Source organism: Halomonas sp. H2, assembly GCF_050215315.1.
Classification (GTDB): domain Bacteria; phylum Pseudomonadota; class Gammaproteobacteria; order Pseudomonadales; family Halomonadaceae; genus Vreelandella.
Map to the genome: position 1 here is coordinate 1,843,455 of NZ_CP189760.1, position 22,201 is coordinate 1,865,655.

The 22,201-nt window shown below is 54.3% G+C and carries 21 protein-coding genes, 1 tRNA gene and 1 pseudogene; 15 read left to right on the forward strand and 8 right to left on the reverse strand.

Annotation, left to right across the window (positions count from 1 at the left end; all coding sequences use genetic code 11):
* Positions 1 to 2: 2 nt before the first annotated feature.
* A pseudogene (pilB, locus tag ACQE2I_RS08485) lies at positions 3 to 1,205 on the reverse strand (type IV-A pilus assembly ATPase PilB); the annotation flags it as partial.
* 80 nt (positions 1,206 to 1,285) lie between these two features.
* Here pilB and ACQE2I_RS08490 point away from each other — a divergent pair.
* A protein-coding gene (locus ACQE2I_RS08490) for an IS3 family transposase (protein ID WP_427029054.1) occupies positions 1,286 to 2,853 on the forward strand; the annotation gives its coding sequence in 2 pieces (ribosomal slippage) (positions 1,286 to 1,751 and positions 1,751 to 2,853; 1,569 coding nt in all).
* Between the two features lie 6 nt (positions 2,854 to 2,859).
* Here ACQE2I_RS08490 and ACQE2I_RS08495 read toward each other — a convergent pair.
* Positions 2,860 to 3,444: a hypothetical protein gene (locus ACQE2I_RS08495; protein ID WP_427031188.1), complete on the reverse strand. Its 585-nt coding sequence runs from the start codon at positions 3,442 to 3,444 to the stop codon at positions 2,860 to 2,862.
* Positions 3,445 to 3,690: 246 nt separating this feature from the next.
* On the opposite strand from ACQE2I_RS08495, the gene ACQE2I_RS08500 reads away from it, so the two are divergent.
* The 4 genes from ACQE2I_RS08500 (at position 3,691) to ACQE2I_RS08515 (ending at position 5,760) form a co-directional block, all read left to right on the forward strand.
* A complete protein-coding gene (locus ACQE2I_RS08500) occupies positions 3,691 to 4,113 on the forward strand; it encodes a pilin (RefSeq protein ID WP_427031189.1) in 423 nt (140 codons plus the stop codon).
* A 105-nt stretch (positions 4,114 to 4,218) separates the two neighbouring features.
* Positions 4,219 to 4,647, forward strand: coding sequence for an anti-virulence regulator CigR family protein (locus ACQE2I_RS08505; protein ID WP_427031191.1), 429 nt, complete (start codon positions 4,219 to 4,221; stop codon positions 4,645 to 4,647).
* An 85-nt stretch (positions 4,648 to 4,732) separates the two neighbouring features.
* Positions 4,733 to 5,548, forward strand: coding sequence for an inositol monophosphatase family protein (locus tag ACQE2I_RS08510; protein ID WP_427031192.1), 816 nt, complete (start codon positions 4,733 to 4,735; stop codon positions 5,546 to 5,548).
* Between the two features lie 135 nt (positions 5,549 to 5,683).
* A tRNA-Pro gene (locus ACQE2I_RS08515) sits at positions 5,684 to 5,760 on the forward strand.
* A 321-nt stretch (positions 5,761 to 6,081) separates the two neighbouring features.
* Here ACQE2I_RS08515 and ACQE2I_RS08520 read toward each other — a convergent pair.
* Positions 6,082 to 6,609 carry an HPP family protein gene (locus ACQE2I_RS08520; protein WP_427031194.1) on the reverse strand — a complete coding sequence of 176 codons (528 nt, stop codon included), beginning with the start codon at positions 6,607 to 6,609 and terminating at the stop codon, positions 6,082 to 6,084.
* 286 nt (positions 6,610 to 6,895) lie between these two features.
* Positions 6,896 to 7,462, reverse strand: a complete 567-nt coding sequence (locus tag ACQE2I_RS08525; RefSeq protein WP_427031196.1) for a YIP1 family protein — start codon at positions 7,460 to 7,462, stop codon at positions 6,896 to 6,898.
* 109 nt (positions 7,463 to 7,571) lie between these two features.
* Between ACQE2I_RS08525 and ACQE2I_RS08530 the strand changes: the two genes are divergently transcribed.
* The 4 genes from ACQE2I_RS08530 to ACQE2I_RS08545 all read left to right on the forward strand — a co-directional run bounded on the left by ACQE2I_RS08530 (position 7,572) and on the right by ACQE2I_RS08545 (position 11,286).
* Positions 7,572 to 8,009 carry a DUF488 domain-containing protein gene (locus tag ACQE2I_RS08530; RefSeq protein WP_427031197.1) on the forward strand — a complete coding sequence of 146 codons (438 nt, stop codon included), beginning with the start codon at positions 7,572 to 7,574 and terminating at the stop codon, positions 8,007 to 8,009.
* A 397-nt stretch (positions 8,010 to 8,406) separates the two neighbouring features.
* Positions 8,407 to 9,909, forward strand: a complete 1,503-nt coding sequence (locus ACQE2I_RS08535) for an SLC13 family permease (RefSeq protein ID WP_427031199.1) — start codon at positions 8,407 to 8,409, stop codon at positions 9,907 to 9,909.
* Between the two features lie 114 nt (positions 9,910 to 10,023).
* Positions 10,024 to 10,845 carry a 3-keto-5-aminohexanoate cleavage protein gene (locus ACQE2I_RS08540; protein ID WP_427031200.1) on the forward strand — a complete coding sequence of 274 codons (822 nt, stop codon included), beginning with the start codon at positions 10,024 to 10,026 and terminating at the stop codon, positions 10,843 to 10,845.
* 39 nt (positions 10,846 to 10,884) lie between these two features.
* Positions 10,885 to 11,286 carry a nuclear transport factor 2 family protein gene (locus ACQE2I_RS08545; protein ID WP_427031201.1) on the forward strand — a complete coding sequence of 134 codons (402 nt, stop codon included), beginning with the start codon at positions 10,885 to 10,887 and terminating at the stop codon, positions 11,284 to 11,286.
* Between the two features lie 74 nt (positions 11,287 to 11,360).
* On the opposite strand, the gene ACQE2I_RS08550 is transcribed toward ACQE2I_RS08545, so the two are convergent.
* From ACQE2I_RS08550 to ACQE2I_RS08560, 3 genes are read right to left on the reverse strand one after another with little or no spacing between them, the layout of a single operon-like run.
* Positions 11,361 to 12,662: an amidohydrolase gene (locus ACQE2I_RS08550; protein WP_427031203.1), complete on the reverse strand. Its 1,302-nt coding sequence runs from the start codon at positions 12,660 to 12,662 to the stop codon at positions 11,361 to 11,363.
* A gap of 16 nt (positions 12,663 to 12,678) precedes the next feature.
* The gene (locus ACQE2I_RS08555; protein WP_427031205.1) at positions 12,679 to 14,136 is read right to left on the reverse strand and encodes a sodium:solute symporter family protein; all 1,458 of its coding nucleotides are present in this window, start codon (positions 14,134 to 14,136) and stop codon (positions 12,679 to 12,681) included.
* Positions 14,129 to 14,341, reverse strand: a complete 213-nt coding sequence (locus tag ACQE2I_RS08560) for a DUF3311 domain-containing protein (protein WP_035581639.1) — start codon at positions 14,339 to 14,341, stop codon at positions 14,129 to 14,131. Before ACQE2I_RS08560 ends, ACQE2I_RS08555 begins: the two co-directional genes overlap by 8 nt.
* Positions 14,342 to 14,541: 200 nt before the next feature.
* Between ACQE2I_RS08560 and ACQE2I_RS08565 the strand changes: the two genes are divergently transcribed.
* Positions 14,542 to 15,432, forward strand: coding sequence for a LysR family transcriptional regulator (locus ACQE2I_RS08565; RefSeq protein WP_427031206.1), 891 nt, complete (start codon positions 14,542 to 14,544; stop codon positions 15,430 to 15,432).
* Positions 15,433 to 15,469: 37 nt separating this feature from the next.
* Here ACQE2I_RS08565 and ACQE2I_RS08570 read toward each other — a convergent pair whose 3' ends face one another.
* Positions 15,470 to 16,375 carry a LysR family transcriptional regulator gene (locus ACQE2I_RS08570; RefSeq protein ID WP_427031208.1) on the reverse strand — a complete coding sequence of 302 codons (906 nt, stop codon included), beginning with the start codon at positions 16,373 to 16,375 and terminating at the stop codon, positions 15,470 to 15,472.
* Positions 16,376 to 16,579: 204 nt separating this feature from the next.
* Here ACQE2I_RS08570 and salA point away from each other — a divergent pair, with 204 nt between their 5' ends.
* The 5 genes from salA to ACQE2I_RS08595 all read left to right on the forward strand — a co-directional run bounded on the left by salA (position 16,580) and on the right by ACQE2I_RS08595 (position 22,200).
* Positions 16,580 to 17,857: a salicylate 1-monooxygenase gene (salA, locus tag ACQE2I_RS08575; protein WP_427031209.1), complete on the forward strand. Its 1,278-nt coding sequence runs from the start codon at positions 16,580 to 16,582 to the stop codon at positions 17,855 to 17,857.
* 355 nt (positions 17,858 to 18,212) lie between these two features.
* A complete protein-coding gene (locus ACQE2I_RS08580) occupies positions 18,213 to 19,331 on the forward strand; it encodes a muconate/chloromuconate family cycloisomerase (RefSeq protein WP_427031210.1) in 1,119 nt (372 codons plus the stop codon).
* A 71-nt stretch (positions 19,332 to 19,402) separates the two neighbouring features.
* A complete protein-coding gene (catC, locus tag ACQE2I_RS08585; protein ID WP_427031212.1) occupies positions 19,403 to 19,693 on the forward strand; it encodes a muconolactone Delta-isomerase in 291 nt (96 codons plus the stop codon).
* A gap of 66 nt (positions 19,694 to 19,759) precedes the next feature.
* Complete coding sequence (gene catA, locus ACQE2I_RS08590) at positions 19,760 to 20,734, forward strand: catechol 1,2-dioxygenase (RefSeq protein ID WP_427031214.1); 975 nt, start codon at positions 19,760 to 19,762, stop codon at positions 20,732 to 20,734.
* Between the two features lie 98 nt (positions 20,735 to 20,832).
* A complete protein-coding gene (locus tag ACQE2I_RS08595) occupies positions 20,833 to 22,200 on the forward strand; it encodes a Rieske 2Fe-2S domain-containing protein (RefSeq protein WP_427031215.1) in 1,368 nt (455 codons plus the stop codon).
* Position 22,201: the final 1 nt, after the last annotated feature.

Below are 22,201 nucleotides of genomic sequence, written 5' to 3' on the forward strand. Positions count from 1 at the left end.
GTTTACTCCTCACTGACGCGGTTGATTTCTTCCAGGCTGGTCATGCCCTGCATCACTTTTAATAAACCGCTACGGTGTAAGCTTGGGTAGCCTTCCTGGCGAGCCTGTTGCGAAATATCGAGCGCATTGGCATCGCGCATAATTAATTGGCGCATAGCGTCCGTAATCGGCATCACTTCATAAATACCAATACGCCCTTTATAGCCATGGGTGCAGTGCTTACAGCCTACCGCTTTGAAAAAGGTAGCCTGTTGAATTTCAGTATCATTAAAACCCTCGTTGTGCAGTGCCGCGTGGGGTAGCTCAATAGGTGTTTTGCAGTGCTTGCAGAGTATGCGTACTAGCCGCTGGGCAATAATCAAACTGACAGCACTGGCGATATTAAACGATGACACGCCCATATTGGCTAATCGAGCGAGTGTTTCAGCAGCCGAGTTAGTATGTACGGTAGAGAGCACCAAGTGGCCTGTCTGGGCGGCCTTTACGGCTATTTCAGCGGTCTCCAAGTCACGAATTTCCCCCACCATCACCACGTCAGGGTCTTGGCGCAGAAACGCGCGTAAGGCGCTAGCAAAATCAAGCCCGATTTTAGGCAATACGTTGACCTGATTAATGCCGGCCACTTTGATTTCCACAGGGTCTTCCGCAGTACAAATGTTACGCTCAATTTTATTGAGGATATTAATGCCGGTATACAGCGAGACAGTTTTGCCACTACCGGTGGGGCCAGAAACCAATATCATTCCCTGGGGTTGGCTGAGGGCGTGCTCATACAAGCCTCGTTGTTCATCGCTAAAGCCTAATTGCTCAATGTCGAGTTGCGTGGCGGTGGGGTCAAGAATACGCAGCACCAATTTTTCACCATACACCGTGGGCAGTGAGTTAACGCGAAAATCGAGTGAGCGTGTGCGCGATAATTTAAGTTTGATCGCTCCATCCTGGGGCAAGCGGCGCTCAGAAATATCCAGCCGCGCCATGATTTTTAAGCGTGCGGCAATGCGGTTGCGCATTGCTAAAGGTGGGCGTGCGACCTCTATTAATATGCCGTCTACCCGAAAGCGTACACGGTATAGCGTTTCATAGGGTTCAAAGTGAATGTCAGACGCGCCACGGCGAATCGCGTCTAATAGAATCTTGTTAACAAATTTGACTACAGGGCCATCATCACTGTTTTTGGGGACCTCTTCCAGGGGGACTTCGTTGTCCTCCCCCAGTGTCAGGATGAGTGTCGCACCCTCTGATACCCTGTTCTTATAAACCGATCAGGGGGCGAAAGGAGACACTCATGCCTCGTTACTCTGAGGAGCGCCGGCAAGCCGTAGTGACCAAGCTGCTGCCTCCCCACAACCTCTCCCCGAAGGTGATCGCGGAGCAGGAAGGGATCTCGCTGGGCACCGTCTACAAGTGGCGCAAGGAAGCCCGCGCTGAGGGGCGGTGCCTGCCGGATGCTCTGGGCAAGGGCGCCGATGGCTGGTCGTCCAAGGACAAGTTCAACGCCGTGCTTGAGACCGCCTCGATGAACGTCCAGGAGGCTGCGGAATACTGCCGCCGCCGGGGCATCTATCCCGAGCAGCTGGAGCGGTGGCGCCACGACTGCGAGCAAGCCGCCAGCCTCTCCCAGTCAGAACGCCAACGTGAGGCCGACGAGGCCAAGCAGCAACGCAAGCGCATCAAGGCGCTGGAGAAGGAGCTCGCCCGCAAGAACGAGGCCCTGGCAGAAACCGCGGCGTTACTGGCCCTCAGAAAAAAGGCGAGGGCGATCTGGGGGGACGAGGACGCATGATCAGCACCCCAGATCGCCAACGCGCCATCGCGCTGATCGAAGACGCCCGGGCCCAGGGGGCCCGCCTGGACGCCGCCTGCCGCGAACTCGGCATCACCGCCAGAACATACCAGCGCTGGACGCGCGACGGCGAGCTACGCGAGGACCAGCGCCCTTTGGTCGACCGGCCGGTGCCGGCTAACGCGCTGACACCGGCCGAAGAGCAGGAGATTCTCGACGTGTGCCACCGCCCCGAGTACGCGAGCCTGCCGCCAGAGCAGATCGTGGTGCGCCTGTTCGACGAAGAGCAGCGCTACGTGGCATCCCCCTCGTCGTTCTACCGCGTCCTGCACAAGCACCGAGAAGTGGTGCATCGTGGCCGCGCCAAAGTACCTCAGCGCCGCGCCAAGCCCACGACCTACCAGGCCACCGCGCCGAACCAGGTGTGGTCGTGGGATTGCACATGGATGGGCGGTCCGATCAAGGGGCAGTACTACTACCTGGTGATGCTGCTCGACATCTATAGCCGCAAGATCACCGGCTGGGAAGTGTTCCTGGCCGAGTCGGCCCACAACTCCCGTACCGTGCTGGAGCGGGCGGTGCTGGCCGAGCAGATCATCGATCAGCCGCTGGTGTTGCATGCGGACAACGGCAGCCCCTTCAAGGGTGCGACGCTGCTGGAGAAGCTGCATGACCTTGGCATCACGCCATCGTTCAGCCGGCCGCGGGTCTCCAATGATAACCCCTACTCGGAGGCGCTGTTTCGCACCTGTAAATACCGGCCTTGCTACCCAGTTGATGGGTTCGCCACGGTCGACGACGCCCGTGAGTGGGTGGCCAGCTTCGTGCAGTGGTACAACCACGAGCATCGCCACAGCGGGATCCGCCTGGTGACACCGGCACAGCGACATGCTGGCGAGGATACTAGCGTGCTGGCAAAGCGGCATGCCATCAATCAGGCAGCGCGTGCGGCCAACCCCGCTCGTTGGAGCGGCAAGACCCGCAATTGGACGCCGATTGGCACCGTATCTCTTAACCCGGAGCGGGAGCTCCAGGTCACCGTCGCTGAACCGGAAAAACAGGTGGCCTGAATGATCTCAGAGGCGACAGATTTCTTGACAACTACCGTCCTGGGCAATATTCAGTGACGATATCTCATCCTCAAGATCGGTAAATTCATCCAGCGCTCTATGCTCGTTTTGCGCTAATGCTAAATAGCTATTCAGCGTGCTCGCTAGCTGATCCATAGGGGCTAACACTCCCTCAATGCTAAGCCCGGTGGCAAACTGCAGCTCATCCAGTTGGGTAAGTGTGGCGGGATAAGGAACAGCCACAGTTAAGCGATGCCCATGATGGGCCAGGGGCACCACGTTTAAGCTCTGCAGCACCCTAACCGGGTAATCAGCGGCGGGCGGCAGGGCGTTAATAAGCACAGACTCAAGGTTGATAACTGGAAGCCCATATTCATAACCAGCCGCTACCGCCGCTTCGGCGGGGGTCACTAGCTCTCTTTCCACCACGTGCTGTAACAGCGGGATATCGAGATTTAGAGAATCGGCGACGGCAGCTGCCGCTTGAGCCTCGCTAAGTAAGCTGTGCTTGATTAAGCGCTGGGCAATGCCGCGCAGCCCGCCGCGTGCTGCCGCCTGGCTGGGCGTAGACCCACCTGCAGAGTGGCGCATGATGTTCTCGCAGTATGGTAAATGTAAGCCTATCTTTACCACAATTTAGCTTAGCAAACCGATGTAAACGCACGCTTTAAAAAAAGCTTCATAAAATGTGCGTTGAAAAAAGGGATACTTTATTGAGTAAATGCTTAACAAAGTCAGTTGCCATCAACCAATAGGGTCGACTAAGGTGCTTATGTATAGCTAAGATTTTATAACTGCTCTGATCAGAAAAACGACTTACCAACGCAAGGGAGTCACATGATGCAACTGCAACTAATTCACACGCAAAAACTCCGCCGTCAAACGCAAAAAGGTTTCACGCTCATTGAGCTACTGATCACCGTTGCCATTATTGGGGTTTTGGCAGCAGTTGCCATTCCGCAGTACCAGAACTACGTGGTGCGCTCTAATGCTACTGCAGCATATGCAGAAGCGTCATCCTTCAAAACACCCGTTGATGCGGCAGTTTATGATGGTGAAGAGAGTGACTTTGATGATCTTACATTAAATGCTCCGGATGTTATGATTGAAGGTGGCTACTCTGAAGGAGGTGGGCGCATCACAATCACATCAGAAAAAACGGGGGGCTCAGTTGTTCTTGCAAGAACTGCTGATGGAAAGTGGGAGTGTGCAAATGATTTTGAAGATGGTGTTCTCGATAACTGCGATGATGATATGTAAAATACTTGCCTGGGCGTTACCTCTGGTAGACTCCCTCTTTTTTCCTCAATCCCTGCCCATTTGCTCGTTACACTGTAGGCTTTAGCCCTAAGCGAGGAGCTTACAGTGAATCCCATCAAGCTTATTGCCGTTAGTGCGCTTGGCGCGCTGCTGCTTAACAGCGCTGTTTTGGCCCAGCCTGACCATGCCCCAGCCCACGGGGCCCGTGACAAAGGCCATCAGCATGCATCTCAACAACCGCGGCAAATTCGTGATGTGCGGGTTGATTTGCCACGTATTAATGAACGCGAACTGCGTCGCTTATTGTACCAGTACAATGCGCCGCGCGCTGAATCATTGCCACCGGGTATTCAGCGTAATTTAGCGCGCGGCAAACCGTTGCCGCCGGGTATCGCCAAGCGATTCGATGGCCGTGTTGCTTCCCAGTTGCCCAATTACCCCGGCTACGAGTGGGAGCGTGTGGGTGCCGATGTGGTGTTGATTGAAGCGGCTACGCGCATTGTCGTTGATGTCATCACGGACGCTTTGCGTTAACCCCAGGCGATAAGTGACTCGAAAATTACCGCCTGGCGGCTTATGGTAGGGGGCATAGCACCATCGCTTTCTAAACGGAGCTTCAATGAGAGACCACACACTAGCCGCACGTCTTGAAATTGCTATCGCTATTGCCGAAGAAGCCGGGCAGATGATTATCAAGGCCCGTGAGCAGCAGGACTTTGCCCGACACTTAAAAAAAGATAATGAGCTAGTGACTGATGTCGATGTAGCCGTTGATAAGCTGATTAGCCAGCGCCTGGAAGAGCACTTTCCAGGCGAAGAGCGGTTAAGTGAAGAGCTTGCCCCCGAGAGCGCTACGCACGTGGAAACGCCGCGGCTTTGGGTAGTGGATCCTATTGATGGCACAGTTAATTTTTCCCAAGGGTTACGCCATGTAGCGGTCTCGATTGGCTGGGTGGAAGAGGGCGTGGCAAAAGTAGGTGTTGTTCATGCGCCATTTTTAGACGAAACCTTTAGTGCCACTCATGGCATGGGGGCTTTCTGCAACGGCCAGCCTATTCAGCCAAGCAACGTAGACTCCCTGGCCAATACGCTAGTAGGAACAGGCTTTCCCTACCGCAAAGAAGCGCGTAAACATCTTCTAAAGCGGTTAGAGGCCGTGCTTTTTGAATGTCAGGATGTTCGGCGTAACGGCGCGGCGGCGCTTGACCTGTGCGACGTGGCCTGTGGCCGTTTAGATGCCTATTACGAAAGTGTTTCGCCCTGGGATTTTGTCGCAGGCTGGGTGATTGCCCGGGAGGCGGGCGCAAGAGTTGGGCATTTATACGAAGCGCCCGCAGCGGTGCCAGAAGACCTTTATCCCGAGCATTTATTGGTGGCTGCCCCAGGCGTGTACGATGCCATGGCCTATCTGCTGCTGGAAGCAGATCAACGCTAGTATAAGGCGATGATCAATAGGGCGGGGCATGACAAATACTTGAAAAGAAAGCGCTAAAAGGGCTTTCCATTTATCTAAGAAACCGCTAGTATACGCACCGTCTTGAGGCAAAGATGTAACGGCCAATAAAGGCAGCGGAGCGTGGCGCAGCTTGGTAGCGCGTTGCAATGGGGTTGCAAAGGTCGCAGGTTCGAATCCTGTCGCTCCGACCAAAAAAGACATATAAAACGGTCACTTAGCTAATTGCTACAGTGGCCGTTTTTGTTTGGTTAACTTTTAGGTAGAAAATAGGTAGTGCACATCGGCACTGACTTCCTATCCGAATGCACAATCACAGTTCCATGTGGCTTTCGAAACCAGACTGTCGACAACAAAGCGACCAGCACCCATCAACCAGTCGGTCGATGACCACCAATAAATAGAGCCAGTCCCACGTTAAGCGCTTAGAGGAACGCTCGTCGTTAATGTTTCAATCATATAAAACGCCCCGGTTTGGGGCATTTTATAATAATCCCAGACTTTGACCTGATTATTTACCAATAGCGAGGATAGCGACGGTGTCTGGCAAGGTTGTTAATCAGAATGGCCACTGAAAGCATAATGATGCAGCCGGCCCCAATGGGGAAAAGGGGAAATAACCAGCCTAATTGATGTACATTTTCGCCACCCGCGACGGCCGTCAACGCAGCAGCGGCGCCAGGGGGGTGAACTGTGTGGGTAAGCTGCATAACGAGAATCGATAACGACACGGCGAGTACCATGGCAAGCGGGGAGGCCCCAAGCCATTGGTAGCAAACCACACCTACTAGCGCAGACAGCATGCTGCCAAATAGTACATGACTCGGCTGCGCAAAAGGGCTTTCAGGAGCCGCATAGATCAAAACAGAAGTGGCACCAAAAGAGCTTACAATCAGCAATTCATTTGAGAGCCAGCCTGCGCTCAACCAGCAAATTAACGCCATCCCACTGAAAGCGCCGAGCCACGACCAGAAAGCATCCTTCCAGCCGACAAAAGAACGCTGGATTCGCTCGCCGCGCATTTTATTTAAATAGACCTTCATTTTACGCCCAAATGCACCAAATGAGCGCGAATGATTACAAAATGCACCGTATGAATGCAAATGAATTGTTATAAAGACATCATGTAAGCAGTTCAAGGTGCCCTTCAAACCGCCTGGCTATAGGCAGGTCAATGAATAATGGCCGCACCGTGTGCATAAGTAATGAACTATTAGGGCTACAGACTGCTCGATACGAAGTTTTCAGTCAGCAATGGAGCACGTCTCTCTGTTCACCACATCCAAATAATCGATACTAGATTTTACTGTCTTCAGACAGCTAATCCCCTCAGTAAGCCCAAATAACTGCTAACAACACACCCCATCCAAGAATGCCAGCCGACATGATCGTATAGGTCGCAGAGATGGTAACAACGTCATGCTCTTTGCGAGTGCAGAGTGCTTGCAGACCGTGGTAAATCAAGCAGCAGGAGACAACCAGTGCCGCGAGCGCCACCAGCGCGTTAAAGAGCAGATTGGGTACCCATAATGCGATTGCTGATGCCCAGAGTGGTAAAGGGGCCAGAGCAGCAAGCAGATAGGCCTCTTGATAACTGATGGTAAGCTGTTCTGTGCCATTGACGACGGCATGAATTACCCAGCCCATGATAAAAAATGTGAGTAGTTCAGCGAGAAACAGAATGGTGGTGATGAACCGCCACTCGCGGTCAGCAAAGCCTGCCATAAAAGCATCGCCATAATGCGTGCCAGCAAAATAGAGCATAACGGGGGGAAGTAGCGACATGGGTAATACCACACACCATGCCAGTAACGGAATTGAGGGGGGTTTCGCCTTAAGCTCTTGCCACCCATCGTGAAAGCTGAAAGGCATCTTCATATAGCTGAGTACTTTCATCGTTAGCCCCTCCCGTGAGCAGCCGCTGAACCAACTTTTTGCATTACATAGGATAATATCTCTAGAGTAGCAGCAAATAGGATGTTGTCAGCGGAGAAGGTGAAAAGCGATGGTTTATCACATTGAGCTGAAGCGTGTGTACGACCCTATCGATGAGCAGGATGGCGCTCGGGTGTTAGTCGATCGTTTATGGCCTCGCGGGAAGCCGCGCAGCAGCCTTGGGCTGGATGAGTGGTGTCGGGAGGTGGCGCCATCCACCGAATTACGCCGTCACTACCACCAGCAGCAGATTAGCCAAGCTCTCTTTGCTACTCGATATCATCATGAGTTGGAAAGCACACCTGATAATTTACTACCGCTAATGACGTATGCGCGGCAGGGGCGCCTGACATTACTTACCGCGAGTCGCCACTTAGAAAAATCACACCTTCCCGTGCTAAAAGAAGCGACGCTGGCCGCGCTTTTGGAAGAGGACGCTAGTGACAGTGAGCCTTCTTCTCCGCCTTGCTGGGCCCATATCCTAACCTCTTCTCGGCACGAGAGTTGATCCGTTAGCCAAACCAGCAGAGCGGGGGAGGGCTCCATGGCAGCGCCCACTATAATAGGCGAGCACTAAAATCATAAGCGAACACTAAAATTGCAGAGATAGCGGGCGCTTGGCCATCGGAAAATGGCGACGTCGGCAGTGCCATCCTTTGGTCGTACACTACTCTATGTCGAAAAGCTGGATACCCCATTAGCATGGGTATTAATAGTGTGCTCCATAAGCGTATGTGAGCATCCTAACAGTAGCTAACTCTATGATTTTTTTGTGTTATCGACACGTTTTTGCAGTCGTGATTCGTTGGCCGGTTGGGTATATGTAACAACCCGATAAGTATTGGAATCAGGGCTCCTGAGCCGTAACACTCATCTGCACAATTATTCCTATGCAGGTAATGATCATGTCGCAAACTACCGGGGCGATCGATAGGGCGCCCAACGTAGAAGCCTCTGCTTTTAAGCCGGTTTCTCTTGTATTGGGTATCATTATTGGCCTGGGAGTTCTCTTCCTACTGCCCGAAACGTTGGCCTTTGATGCTCGTGTTGTGGCGGGCATTGCTATGCTGATGGCCACATGGTGGATGACAGAGGCAATTCCTATCCCTGCCACGTCACTACTGCCGCTAGTGTTATTCCCATTCTTTGATATTGCCTCAATCGGCGAGACGGCTTCACCCTATGCCCATAGCATTGTTTTTCTGGTGCTAGGGGGTGTCCTGCTAGGCCTAGCAACGCAACGCTGGAATTTACATCGCCGTTTCGCGCTACTGACGGTGCTAACAGTTGGCACCAAGCCCGCACAAATCGTCTTCGGTTTGATGTTCGCTAGCTGGTTTATCACCATGTGGGTGAGTAACACAGCAACTGCAGTGATTATGGTGCCAATCGGTGGCTCGATCATCGCGCTAGTGAAGTCTCTGGGTAACGGCGATGATACCCCAAAATTTTCAGCGGCTGTGCTGCTGGGGATTGCTTACGCCATTACCATTGGTTCAATGGCCACGTTAATTGGCCAGCCGCCGATGGCGCTAATGCGCGCGTATATGGAAGACACCCACGGGCTTAGCATCGGGTTTGGCCACTGGATGCTGGTGGGGGTGCCGTTCTCATTCACTATGCTAATGCTGGCTTGGTTTGTACTTAACAAGCTGGTGTTTCGCGCGGAAGTCGATAGCATCCAGGGTGGCCGGGCGATGATCGAAACAGAGCTCAAAGCCATGGGGCGACTGTCGCCGGAAGAGGCGCGGGTGCTAATGATTTTTGCCGGGGCGGTGTTCTGCTGGGTCTTTGTACCGCTAATCGCTAGAGTTCCCGTGATACAGGGTGCGCTGCCTTGGCTCTCCAATATTAACGACACTAGTGTGGCAATTCTATCGGCAATCCTGATGTTTGTGATTCCTGCTTCTAAAGGAAAAGGGGCGCTTCTGGAGTGGTCAGCTACCCGTGACGTGCCTTGGGGTGTGCTGATTCTTTTCGGTGGTGGCCTAACGCTCTCTGCTCAGTTCACCGCCACTGGCTTGAGTGCCTGGGTTGGCGAGAGCGTATCGGGACTATCGGAACTACCACCGATTCTAATCCTAGCCATCACCGCTATCGTGATCATTCTTCTCACTGAGCTAACCAGCAACACGGCCACGGCGGCTGCCTTCTTCCCAATTATGGGCTCGATTGCCGTTGGGTTAGGTATTGAGCCCTTCCTGATGACCATTGTGGTTACCTTTGCCGTGAGCTGCGCCTTTATGTTGCCGGTAGCGACACCTTCTAATGCGGTGGCTTTCGCAACCGGGGATCTTCCGATCAAGAGTATGATTCGAGCAGGTATCTGGCTCAACGTCATCGGCTTGCTGGTGATTATGATCGCGCTCTACACCATCGTCCCTTTGGTTTTTGATGTCTCTTTCTAAACCAGGACTGTAAACGTCGTTTAGCAGCGTTTCAGATTTGACGCTGGTAAGTATCTGGACTATTTTGTTCGTAATACAAATTAATGTTCGCAATAAGAACAAGTGGAGGTTTCTATGTCTCAGCCCTGCATTATATGTGTTGCCATTACCGGCAGCCTGCCGCGTAAAGAGAACAATCCAGCCGTGCCGATTACGGTCGAGGAGCAGATTGAAAGTACTCAAGCGGCGTTCGAAGCGGGAGCCACCATTGCCCACTGCCATGTGCGCAACGACGACCAAACGCCTTCATCCGACCCGGAGAAGTTTGGGCGTTTGATGGAAGGGCTTAAGAAGCACTGCCCTGGCATGATCATTCAGCTCTCTACCGGTGGGCGCTCAGGTGCAGGTGAGGCGCGCGGCGGGATGTTGCCACTAAAGCCTGATATGGCCAGCTTGTCGGTGGGGTCTAATAACTTCCCCAACCGTGTTTACGAGAATCCGCCGCAGTTGGTGGAGTGGCTTGCCGATGAGATGCTCAAGTACGGCGTAAAGCCTGAAATTGAAGCGTTTGATCTGTCCCATATCCACCAAGCGGTAAATCTTTCAAAGCAAGACAAGCTAAAGACACCGCTCTACGTGCAGTTTGTCATGGGCGTTAAAAACGCCATGCCAGCGGACAAGCCAACGTTTGATTTTTATATTGAGACGCTCAAGCGGTTGGCACCGGATGCACAGTGGTGCGGCGCAGGTATTGGCGCCAACCAGTACCTGCTCAATGAGTGGTCAATTGCTGCAGGTGGCCATACCCGTACTGGCCTTGAAGACAACGTACGCCTGGATAGCAATACATTGGCACCTTCCAACGCGGCGTTGGTCGAGCGTACCGTGGCCTTGTGTGAGAAGTACCAACGCCCAGTGGCTACCTGGCAGCAGGCGCGTGAGATGCTTGGGTTATAAAAAACACAAAACCGACAATTAAACCGCAGGAGTTACGTGATGACCGATATCACTGTCGTGGGTGATGCACCTGAGATTGACGAGATTAAGCGTGTTGTGCAGCTATATGTCGATGGCTTTCAAGGCGCTAGGGAGAAGCTTGAGGAGGCGTTCCATAAAGATGCATGGATTTTAGCGCTAGACGCTGAGGGAGCGTTGGCGACTGATCTGATCAGCGATCGTTTTGAGCGCTGGGCTACTAGCCACCGGGCGGTGAAGAGCCGCTTTATTGCGCTGACCCAGGCCGGGGAGGTCGCCAGTGTGCTGCTAGGTTTTGACAACAGCGAAAATCTTGAGGACTCCTGGGTTGATGTGATCGCGCTACTCAAGGTCGAAGGCACTTGGAAAATCACCAATAAGACCGCTGCACACAGTAGCCGCGCGGCATGGGCCAAGCCTTAGCCAAAATGTCAGATTAAGAGGTATGAGATAAAACGGCAGTGCTAAAAGCACTGCCGTTTTGTTTTGTGGTGACGCTAGGCTAAATAGGCCAGAGCACCTACTGCCATGGCTTCGATGCCAGTGCGTAGAGTCACGTCGTTTCCCGGGAAATAGTAGGGCGAGTGGGGCATTTCAAGGTGGCGCATTTTCTGCGACATGCTCGTTCCCGGGGTTTCCGCCCAGCGCGCGGCAGGGGTGGCTCCAATAAACCAGTAGACGTAAGGAATATCTTCGCCGCTAAAACCGCCTACTTTGGCGTTGCCAAATAGCGGGAAATCTTCGCTGGCATTGAGACGAGGCATGGCATAGAGGTTGGCATCGCCAAAGTGCTCGGCGTGGGCACGGCGCACATGCTCAATAGCCACCGGGTCGTTGTGCATGGCGATGGTCTCATTGAGCACTCGAATTTCCGGCGGTTTGGGCGAGCGGCCTGCCTCGCACTCCGCGCATATGATACGTTCGATAGATGTCACTACTTGGCGATGCAGTGCATCGTCAAAGCTACGGATATTAATCTCAAGCTCTGCCAAGTGGGGAATGATATTGGCCTGGGTTCCCGCGTGGAGTTTACCAACGGTCACCACCACGGTTTCTTCCGGTGGCACTTCCCTGGAAACGATACTCTGCAGGCGGGTGACCACATGCGCAGCGATCACTACCGGATCTATCGTTTGTGCGGGCATAGATCCGTGGCCCCCAGCACCATGAATAGTCACCGCCAAATTAGTACATGCGGCCATGGCGCTGCCAGAGATATGCCCAACACTGCCTGCTAATGCTGGCATGTTGTGTTGCCCTAAAATGATGTCCGGGCGTGGGAAGCGCTCATAGAGGCCATCATTTAACATCGCTTTGGCACCGCCAAAAATCTCTTCAGCTGGCTGGCAGATCAACATTAACGTGCCGGACCAGTGTTCCTTTAGCGCTGCCATCACAGCGGCTGTCCCCACAATACAGCTGCTGTGTAGGTCATGCCCGCAGGCGTGCATCAGTGGTACTTCATTGCCATCTGCCGCAGTAGCGGTTTCGTTACTGGCAAAATCGAGTCCAGTCTCTTCCTTGATAGGCAGTGCATCCATATCGCCACGCAGCATAACGGTAGGGCCGCTTCCGTTATTCATTAGAGCGACAACGCCAGTGCCGCCTACGCCGCGTGTCACTTCATAGCCGAGACTTTCCAAAGCATCGGCGAGTCGCGCACTAGTTTTATACTCCTGGAAGGGAAGCTCGGGCGTTCGATGCAACTTGCGGTATAGCGTTTGGGTATCTACGAACGTTGCTTCTGCCTGTTTGCTGATAGCATCTTTTAAATTGAAACATTCTGTTTGGGTAGCCATGTTCTTCTCCAGGCGTTCAATGGGGGGCTGTTGAGGTAGGGGCCGCAAGGGCGGGCTTAACGAGCCACTGCCAAGCCACCACAACAACGACGTTGAGCAGCATTGCCCAGACGCCAGCGTGCCAGCCAAAAGGCGAGCTCCAGGCGAACTCCATCAACAAGTAAGCCAAGCTGCCGAAAAGAGCACCCGCCATGACGCTGGCACGGCGTAGCTGTGGCATAAACAGCGCGCCGATCACCATAGGGAATAGCTGGACAATTAACCCATAAGCGCCGAGCAGGAGTAGCACCAGCGATGACGGGTTGGCCAGAGCAAACAGGTAAGCAATCAGCGACAGACCGAGTACGCTCCAGCGTGTTGCGCTGACGACCGCCTTTTCGCTGGCGCCTTTCATCATGGTGGGGCCGACCACATCGCGCACCAATACCACCGCAGCGGTATGAGCTAGGTTAGCGCCGGTAGACATGGCGGCGGCCAGCGCGCCAGAAAGCATCAAACCGATCACCCAGGGCGAGAAGTTGGCTACGTCCATCACCATGCGTAGGAGCACCGTGTCGGAGCGTTCTAAAGGAGAGTCGGAGAAGGTCAATATGCCAGCAAAGCCGATGAACAGTAGCGGCACCAGCAGGTAGGCGTAGAGTGGGTAAAAGACGCTAACCTTGCGCAGCGTCTTACCGCTGTCCGCCGAATAGAACTTCATAAACAGGTGCGGCCACATGGCACCGCCGAAAGCACTGACCAGCACCGCAGTACTGAAATAGCCCCAGTTCATACCGGTGGCCCCAGGCATGGTCAGGTATTCAGGCATGGTTAACTGGATCTGGCTGAACATTTCGCCCACGCCGCCGTAGAGGCGCTCAGAGATGGAGAGGCCCAGGAACCAAGCGATGACTATCATCATGATTCCTTGGAGTAGGTTGGTCCAGCCGATGCCGTTCAGACCACTACAGAAGACGTAGGCGGCGACCACCAGGAAGGCGAGCAATGCCCCCATCCAGAACGGAATCAGACCATCAGTAGCCGCCTGAAAGAGCAGACCGGCACCAGCAATCTGAATCGTCAGGTAAGGCACCAGCGCTAGCAAGCCGATTATCCCGGCCAGCATACCCAGCGTTTTGCTTTGGTAGTGATCGGCAATCATGTCGCCTTGGGTGAGATAGCCCCGCTCGCGTCCTAGCTTGGCTACGCGCGGCCCCATGGCCCAAATAGTGATGGGTATCAGCGATAGGTAAGCGAGGATATAGAAGGCTGGTGCACCGTGCTGATAGCTCCAGCCCGGCGCGCCGAGGAAGGCAAATGCGGAGAATATTTCGGCGCCGAGGATGAAGAACAAAATCACCACGCCAACATGGCGCCCACCTGCTACATAACCCTCCAGGCTTGAATTTTGCTGACCGCGAGCGCGGAGCCCCACCCATAGCACCAGGGCAAGATAGGTCAGGGTGATGCCGACAACAATGATCGAATCATTCATGGCGACCACCCCCGTGGCGAACCACATAGGCTATCCACATACCGACAAATAGAATCAGCATCCAGAGGATGTACCAGAAAAATAGAAAGGGCAGTCCGAGTACAGTGGGTTCGATGCGATTGGCGATCAGTGCGCCAGGCCAGATCATCGCCAGGGTGCACACGGCAAAGTGCAGCCCAGTTAGAAGGTGATAGGTCTTGTTCATAATGTTTCCTGCTCGCCTTGGCGAGTCTTGTTATGGGTTGTTCATTCACTATGAAACAAGGATGGAGATACCAAAAATATAGATTTTAGATGCTAGCCATATCATATGAGCATGGTTGCGCGGTATATTCATAGGTGTGTTAGCTAGAGAGGTGCCCTTAAATGCGGATGCACGCACTTATGTGAGGTTATAAACGGCCTATGGAGTTTCGTCAGCTAGAGTATTTTATTGCCGTGGTGGAGACCGGCTCGATTTCTGCTGCTAGTCGCAAAGTGCATGTTGCTCAGCCAGCGCTGACTCGGCAGATGCGGCTGTTGGAAGAGGATATAGGTACTCAGCTTCTTGATCGCCACGCTCGTGGTGTTCGTCTGACTGTGGCGGGAGAAGCACTTTATAGTGAAGCCACACGCTTGCTTGATGAGCGTTTTGATATCAAAGCACGCTTGCTGGCGTTGGGCAGTGGGCAAACGGGCAAACTGAGCCTTGGCGTGACGGTGACGCACTTGTGGGTCACTGAAGTAGCTAAACTCATGGGCGGCTATCGTGGTCGCTATCCAAATGTGGCGCTGGATGTCTTTCCGCTCCTTTCCGGCCCCCAGTTAGAGAAGCTACAACAGGGCAGCCTTGATGTGGGTATTATCTATCACGATGATCATGCCCCGTCGGGTATCGAGGCACGTTTGCTGCAGCACGATCACCTGATACTCGCTGTGCCTACCTCTTCGTCTTGGGCGCAATCGCCGCCGACAAAACTAGTGGAGCTTGCTGAGGCTGAATTCGTGTGGGGGTATCGCAGCATTTCACCGGTCTATTATGATCGGGTGGTTGCCCACTTTTTACGCCTAAAATTCGAGCCCCGGGTTGTGCAGTATGGCGCTGATAATATTACTATTCTCAGTATGGTGGCGGCAGGGTTGGGTGTGGCAATTGTGCCCGCTGCCAGTCGCTGCCATCCCATGCCCGGCATCGATTTTATCGAGCTAGATGAGTTAACGGCTTGTGATATGCCGCTGTGGCTGGCGTGGCGAGCGGGTAATGTCTCGCCTGTGCTCGATAATTTTATCCAAATGGCTGCAGAGATCTTTGAATAAAACCATTGCTTTAAGTATTGGTGCGTCTCGAAGACGTTTACTCGGAAAACATACTGAACATTAGCCCGCGTAGCCAGCGGTTGCCGGGATCTTGATGAAAGCGACGGTGCCAGAAGAGATTGATCGGGATTTCAGGGAGTGCTATGGGGTGTTCACGGACAGTAAGCCTGAAATGCGCTCGCGTTGCTTCGGCTAGTTTGTTTGTCACCGTCACGACAAGGTCACTGCTGCTGACGATGTAGGGAACGGCGGCGAAATTCGGCAGTGTTAACCTAACAGGCCGATTAACTTCAGCGCGGGCAAGTTGCTCTTCTACAATATTATGGCCGGTGCCCTGGGCAACCACGACCGCTTGGGGAGTGGTACGAAAATCTTCAAGGCTAAAATCTCCCGAGGCGAGTGGATGGTCATAGCGCATCAGACAAATATAGCGCTGTACAAACAATCGCTGTTGGTAAAAACCAGCTCCTAGTTGCGGAATTAACCCAACTGCCAAGTCGATTTCTCCCTTCTCCATCTCGTGTTTCAGGTCGTTATGGTGGCTGCGCACGGTATTGAGTGAAACGCCTGGTGCATGTTGCGCGAGGTGCTGTAGCAGGCGCGGAAGAAACACTATTTCACCGATATCGGTCATGTTGATATGAAAAGTGCGGTCACTCTTTGCAGGGTTGAAATCGTCGCACAGGTTCAGCGTATCGTTCATCCGCGTCAACGCATCCGCAATGCCGGGATGAAGCTGGCTGGCGCGAGGCGTTGGCTGGAGCCCTTGGGAGGTGCGCTCGAAGAGTTCGTCATCCAATAGAAGGCGCAAACGCTTTAACGCATGGCTTACCGCTGGTTGCGTAATACCTATACGTAGAGCGACCCGCTGCGTGTTTTGCTCTTGGTACAGCAGGTCGAAAACAACCAGTAAATTCAGGTCAATATTGGCAAGCTTCACCATCCGGGTGTGTCCTGCTGGGTATTCGACAATAGTCTACTCCATCTGCAAATAAGATTTTCAACTCTTTGATTCATATTGTTATTAGCACCGTTTATAGGCCAAATGAAAAGGGTTGTGTGGTGACCGCTGCGACATCCTAATAGCGTTAGGGGCAGAGCATAGCGCTCGACATGATAACGATAAACCCCTGAGCGGAGTGAGAACATGCTAGCCAAGCAAACTCAGCAGAAACGACTTTCGATTGGCATTGTCGGCGGCGGTATCGGCGGTGTGGCCTTCGCTGTTGCGTTATCCCGCGATAGCCAGCTTGAGGTTCAGTTGTTTGAAGCTGCCCCCCAATTCTCCGAGATTGGTGCCGGTGTTTCCTTTGGTCCTAATGCGGTGAAGGCTATTCAGCTGTTGGGTCTAGAGGCTGCTTATCAGCGTATTGCTGATGGCTCCCCAGCCCCTTTTGAGGATGTTTGGTTTGAATGGCGGCGTGGAAATGATGATGGCTATTTAACTGCCAGTTTAGCGCCAGGTGTAGGCCAATCTTCGGTACACCGAGCCGATTTTCTAGATGCCATCGTCGCCAACCTGCCAGAGGGCATCGCCCACTTCGGCAAGCGCTGTGTCGAGGTCAAGCAAGATGCCGATAGCGCCACGGCCTGCTTTGACGACGGCACGCACTTTACCGGCGACGTGATTATCGGCTTTGACGGCATTAAGTCTGCGGTGCGCCGCCATATCTTGCCCCCAGATGAGTATGGAGAGATAACCCCGTTTTGGAGTGGTACATACGCCTATCGCGGCATGATTCCTACTGCCGAGTTAGAAGCCGCCCTAAAGGCAAAAGACAGCGAGAAGCGATTAGCCTTAGTGCCCCAGATGTATTTAGGCAAAGACCGCCACATTCTGACGTTCCCCGTCAAACAATCACAGCTGATTAACGTTGTCGCTTTTATTACTGACCGATCTACCCCGAACCCTAAACTGCCCGAAGGTGACGAGTGGGTGCAAGCCGTGACCCAGGCGGAAATGCTAGAAGTATTTGAGGGCTGGAGCCCAGCCTGTCAAGCGATTCTTGAATGTATCCCTAAGCCAACGCGCTGGGCGCTGCACGAATTGCCTGAACTGGCCCGCTACCATCGGGATCGTGTTTTGATCGTTGGCGATGCCGCCCATGCGCTAGTGCCGCACCAAGGGGCTGGAGCCGGTCAGGCACTTGAAGATGCCTACGTGCTAGCCAGCTTGCTGTCAGATGTGAGTTGTGATCGTCATAACGTGAGCGATGTTCTGGCTACGTTTGAGCAGGTACGCCACGCGCGCACCTGCAGAGTTCAGAGAACTTCCCATGAAGCTGGGGATGTCTACGAATATGCCGGTATGGGTATCGGCGGCGATGAAGCCAAGCTAATCGAAAATCTGGAAAATCGCTTCGAGTGGCTCTGGAACCACGATCCGCACGATGATGTGATCGCCGCGCGACGGTGCTTAGCCTAAGCTATAGTTCTATATGAACACCCATGGATCGCTACTTTCGCCTTATTCTTTTGTCGCAACCCCCTATGCACCCACGCAGAAGGGGGGAGAGTGTGCTTTTATGGCCATAGTGATTTTTATATCCTTTTGATAATTAATGAATTTTTTAAATTAATTGCAAGATTATGCGAAATGCAGAGCTTTCCAATACGTAAAGAACAATAGCTTTGAGTCGCGAGTGCGCTAGTAGAGAGGCTCAATCACGTACCGGTGATACCTACTCGGTATGGCGAGGCACTTAAACAATATTGGTTGCGTCTCCTAGCGCCTATCAAACTGATATCCAGTTAAATGATTGCCAGACGCTGGAGCCGCCATGTCAACCGTCATCCAACATATTGAGACACTACTGGTCGATTTACCGACCATTCGTCCTCACAAACTTTCCATGACCACCATGGCCTGCCAAACCATGGTCATTGTGCGCATGCGCCACTCTGACGGGGTCGAAGGGCTCGGCGAAGGCACCACCATTGGTGGCCTCGCCTATGGCCCGGAAAGCCCGGAGAGCATCAAGCGTAATATCGATACCTACCTTGCACCGCTGCTGATCGGCCAGCCCTCTCACAATGTTCATCAGCTGCGCGCCCGGCTTAACCGCCACGCGCGCGGCAATATGATCGCCAAGTCAGCGTTGGAAACCGCGTTATTAGATGCCCAGGGCAAGCGCTTGGGCTTGAGTATCGCTGACCTTCTTGGTGGCACACAGCAAGAGCACTTACCCGTGCTTTGGACGTTGGCCAGCGGCGATACCACCAAGGATATCGATGAGGCGTTGCTGCGTTTAGAACAGCGTCGCCATTGCGACTTCAAACTTAAAATTGGCGCCAATCCGCTTGATCAGGACGTGCGCCATGTGGCGGCGATCAAAGAGGCGCTGGGTGAGCGTGCCAGTGTGCGCGTTGATGTTAATCAAGCCTGGGATGAATCCACGGCGGTGCGGGGTATTCAGGCGCTGCAGGATGCCGGTATCGAGTTAATTGAGCAGCCCATTCCCGCCCGCGAACATGCTGGTTTAGTTCGCTTGGCTAACCGCTTCAATGTACCCATGCTCGCTGACGAGGCAGTACAGGATGCCCGTGATGGTCTTGATCTTGTATGTGGCGGATTTAGTGGAGCCTTCGCCCTGAAGATTGCCAAATCCGGTGGTGTTTATGGCGTGTTGGAGCTCGCCCACGTCGCCCAAGCGGCAGGCATTGGCTTATATGGCGGCACCCTTCTAGAAGGCACCATAGGTACGGTTGCCTCACTTCACGCCTGGGCGACGCTGCCAAAAATGGCCTGGGGCACTGAAATGTTTGGCCCGTTGCTGCTGAAAGACGACATCGTCGTTGAGCCCCTCAACTACACTGAGTTTGGCGTAGAGCTGCCGCAAGGAGCCGGGCTGGGTATCACACTTGACGAAGATAAACTGGCTCACTACTCGCGTAAATAACATCACGTAAATTAAAGCCGTGTAAGTAAAGACACTATTTGCGTTCACCCGCGTTCTAAGAGGAGAAACGTATGCTGTTTCAAGTAGAAATGACCGTTAAGTTGCCGCCCGATATGCCCGCAGAGCAAGCGGCGACGATTAAGTCGACCGAAAAAGCGTATTCGCAAGACTTGCAGCGCCAGGGCAAATGGCGCCACTTGTGGCGGGTAGCGGGCAGCTACTCAAATGTCAGTATTTTTGACGTTAAAGATAACGCGGAGCTGCAAGAGTTGATCAGTAATCTGCCGCTATTTCCTTATATGGATATCAACGTCAAACCCCTCTGTCGCCACCCTTCATCGGTGCGTGAAGACGACAGCTAAATAGCTACCTAATACATCAATTTTTATTAATAAAACAGCACCCTATAACAAACAGAGGGTTACACCATGACCGTGAAGATATTCGACACGCCCGAAGTCCAGGCTTTCATCAAAACCGTCGCCGGCTTCGACCAGGCAGGCGGCAACGACCGCGCCAAGCAGATCGTGCATCGCCTGATCGGCGACCTGTTCAAGCTGATCGACGATTTCGATGTCACCGAGGAAGAGTACTGGGCCGGTGTCAACCTGCTCAATGCCCTGGGCAGCCAGACCCAGTTCGGCCTGCTTTCTCCAGGGCTGGGCTTTGACCACTTCCTCGATATGCGCCAAGACGCCATTGACGCCGAAGCCAAGCGCACTGGCGGTACGCCGCGCACCATTGAAGGCCCGCTCTACGTGGCGGGTGCCCCAGAAGCCGAAGGCTTTGCGCGCATGGACGATGGCAGTGATCCCGATGCCGAGGTGATGTGGCTGACCGGCCAGGTACGTGACATCGATGGCACCCCGATCGCCGGCGCCAAGGTCGAGATCTGGCACTGCAACTCCAAGGGTGGCTACTCGTTCTTCGACCAGACCCAGAGCGAGTACAACATGCGCCGCACCATCTATGCGGACAGCGAAGGGCGCTACACCGCGCGCAGCATCATCCCCTCCGGCTACGGCGTACCCGAAGGCGCCCCCACCGACGTGGTGCTCAAGTCCCTGGGCCGCCATGGCTGGCGTCCGGCGCACATCCACTACTTCGTCTCCGCCCCGGGCCACCAGCACCTGACCACCCAGATCAACCTGGCGGGCGATCCCTACACCTTTGATGACTTCGCCTTCGCCACCCGCGAAGAGCTGGTGGTGCCTGCTGAACGGATCGAAGACCCGGCCGAGATCGCCAAGCGCGACCTGGAGGGCCCGTTCTCCCACGTGGTATTCGATGTGGAGCTCGCCCAAACCGACGCCGCCGAGCTGCAAGTCCGTCACGCCCGCCCACGGGCCAAAGAAGACGAGCAGGATCTGGCCAGCCAGCTCGCCGGTACCGCCAAGGTTTAAAGCCCCATAACCTCGCGCTAACGACTGGCTGACGTCCACCGTCCGATGCGTTAGCGCCTCACACCCAGGTTATGCCTAAGTATTTGAGGAGAGAGATCATGACCACGACACTTGATCAGCTCGAAGCCCGCGTCCGCGGCGCCGTCCAAGATGACCCCGCCCAGGGTATCTTCCGCTGCCACCGCAGCATGTTCACCGATCCCGCCTTCTTCGAATTAGAAATGAAGCACGTCTTCGAAGGCAACTGGCTGTTCCTGGCCCACGAGAGCCAGATCGCCGAGCCGGGTGACTACTACACGGTCACCATGGGGCGTCAGCCGGTGGTGATCACCCGCGACAAGGCCGGTGAGCTGCACGCGTTGATTAACGCCTGTGCCCACCGTGGCGCCACGCTGTGCCGTAAGAAGCGGGGCAACAAGGGCACCTTCACCTGCCCCTTCCACGGCTGGACCTTCAAGAACGACGGCAGACTGCTCAAAGCCAAGAACGAGAAAGCCGGTGCCTACCCGGACGGTTTCAGGAAGGACGGCTCCCACGACCTCAAGCGCGTACCACGCTTCGAAAACTACAAGGGTTTCCTGTTCGGCAGCCTGAGCGAGGACGTGCTACCGCTGGAAGAGCACCTGGGCGAGACCACCAAGATCATCGACAATATCGTCGACCAAGCCCCCGAAGGCCTGGAACTCCTGCGCGGCACCTCCTCCTACACCTTCAACGGCAACTGGAAGCTGGGGGCCGAGAACGGCGCCGACGGCTACCACGTCAGCTCGGTGCACTGGAACTACGCCTCCACCATGGAGCGCCGCAACTACGAGGCGGGCGGTACCCAGGCAGTGGACGCCGACGGCTGGTCGAAGAGCCAAGGCGGCTTCTACTCCTACGAAAACGGCCACATGTTGCTGTGGACCCGGCTGCTCAATCCCGAGGTGCGCCCGGTCTATCAACATAAGGACTGGATCCAAGAACAGCTGGGGGAAGCCCGCGCCGACTCCATCGTCAACCAAACGCGCAACCTCTGCCTCTACCCCAACGTCTACCTGATGGACCAGTTCTCCACGCAAATTCGAGTAGTGCGCCCGATTTCCGTGGACAAGAGTGAAATCACCATCTACTGCTTCGCCCCCAAAGGCGAATCGGCGGAAAACCGCACGCTGCGTATCCGCCAGTACGAGGACTTCTTCAACGTCTCGGGCATGGGAACGCCGGACGATCTAGAAGAATTCCGCAGCTGCCAGGACGGTTATAACGGTGCGCTGGCCGAATGGAACGACCTCTCCCGCGGGGCCAAGCAATGGATTGAGGGCGCCGATGAAAACGCCCAAGCGATCGACATGAAGCCCCTGCTCAGTGGCGCCTCGCCGGAAGACGAAGGCCTCTACGTGCTGCACCACAAGCACTGGGTCGACGAAATGCTGCGCGCCATCGACAAAGAGCGCAGCCAATTTATCGCCACCGCGACCGCCTAAG

Coding starts and splice junctions, on each gene's coding strand:
- ACQE2I_RS08495 (WP_427031188.1), bottom strand. CDS start 3,444: ATGCGCCACTCTGCAGGTGGGTCTACGCCCAGCCAGGCGGCAGCACGC.
- ACQE2I_RS08500 (WP_427031189.1), top strand. CDS start 3,691: ATGATGCAACTGCAACTAATTCACACGCAAAAACTCCGCCGTCAAACG.
- ACQE2I_RS08510 (WP_427031192.1), top strand. CDS start 4,733: ATGAGAGACCACACACTAGCCGCACGTCTTGAAATTGCTATCGCTATT.
- ACQE2I_RS08520 (WP_427031194.1), bottom strand. CDS start 6,609: ATGAAGGTCTATTTAAATAAAATGCGCGGCGAGCGAATCCAGCGTTCT.
- ACQE2I_RS08525 (WP_427031196.1), bottom strand. CDS start 7,462: ATGAAAGTACTCAGCTATATGAAGATGCCTTTCAGCTTTCACGATGGG.
- ACQE2I_RS08530 (WP_427031197.1), top strand. CDS start 7,572: ATGGTTTATCACATTGAGCTGAAGCGTGTGTACGACCCTATCGATGAG.
- ACQE2I_RS08535 (WP_427031199.1), top strand. CDS start 8,407: ATGTCGCAAACTACCGGGGCGATCGATAGGGCGCCCAACGTAGAAGCC.
- ACQE2I_RS08540 (WP_427031200.1), top strand. CDS start 10,024: ATGTCTCAGCCCTGCATTATATGTGTTGCCATTACCGGCAGCCTGCCG.
- ACQE2I_RS08545 (WP_427031201.1), top strand. CDS start 10,885: ATGACCGATATCACTGTCGTGGGTGATGCACCTGAGATTGACGAGATT.
- ACQE2I_RS08550 (WP_427031203.1), bottom strand. CDS start 12,662: ATGGCTACCCAAACAGAATGTTTCAATTTAAAAGATGCTATCAGCAAA.
- ACQE2I_RS08555 (WP_427031205.1), bottom strand. CDS start 14,136: ATGAATGATTCGATCATTGTTGTCGGCATCACCCTGACCTATCTTGCC.
- ACQE2I_RS08560 (WP_035581639.1), bottom strand. CDS start 14,341: ATGAACAAGACCTATCACCTTCTAACTGGGCTGCACTTTGCCGTGTGC.
- ACQE2I_RS08565 (WP_427031206.1), top strand. CDS start 14,542: ATGGAGTTTCGTCAGCTAGAGTATTTTATTGCCGTGGTGGAGACCGGC.
- ACQE2I_RS08570 (WP_427031208.1), bottom strand. CDS start 16,375: ATGGTGAAGCTTGCCAATATTGACCTGAATTTACTGGTTGTTTTCGAC.
- salA (WP_427031209.1), top strand. CDS start 16,580: ATGCTAGCCAAGCAAACTCAGCAGAAACGACTTTCGATTGGCATTGTC.
- ACQE2I_RS08580 (WP_427031210.1), top strand. CDS start 18,213: ATGTCAACCGTCATCCAACATATTGAGACACTACTGGTCGATTTACCG.
- catC (WP_427031212.1), top strand. CDS start 19,403: ATGCTGTTTCAAGTAGAAATGACCGTTAAGTTGCCGCCCGATATGCCC.
- catA (WP_427031214.1), top strand. CDS start 19,760: ATGACCGTGAAGATATTCGACACGCCCGAAGTCCAGGCTTTCATCAAA.
- ACQE2I_RS08595 (WP_427031215.1), top strand. CDS start 20,833: ATGACCACGACACTTGATCAGCTCGAAGCCCGCGTCCGCGGCGCCGTC.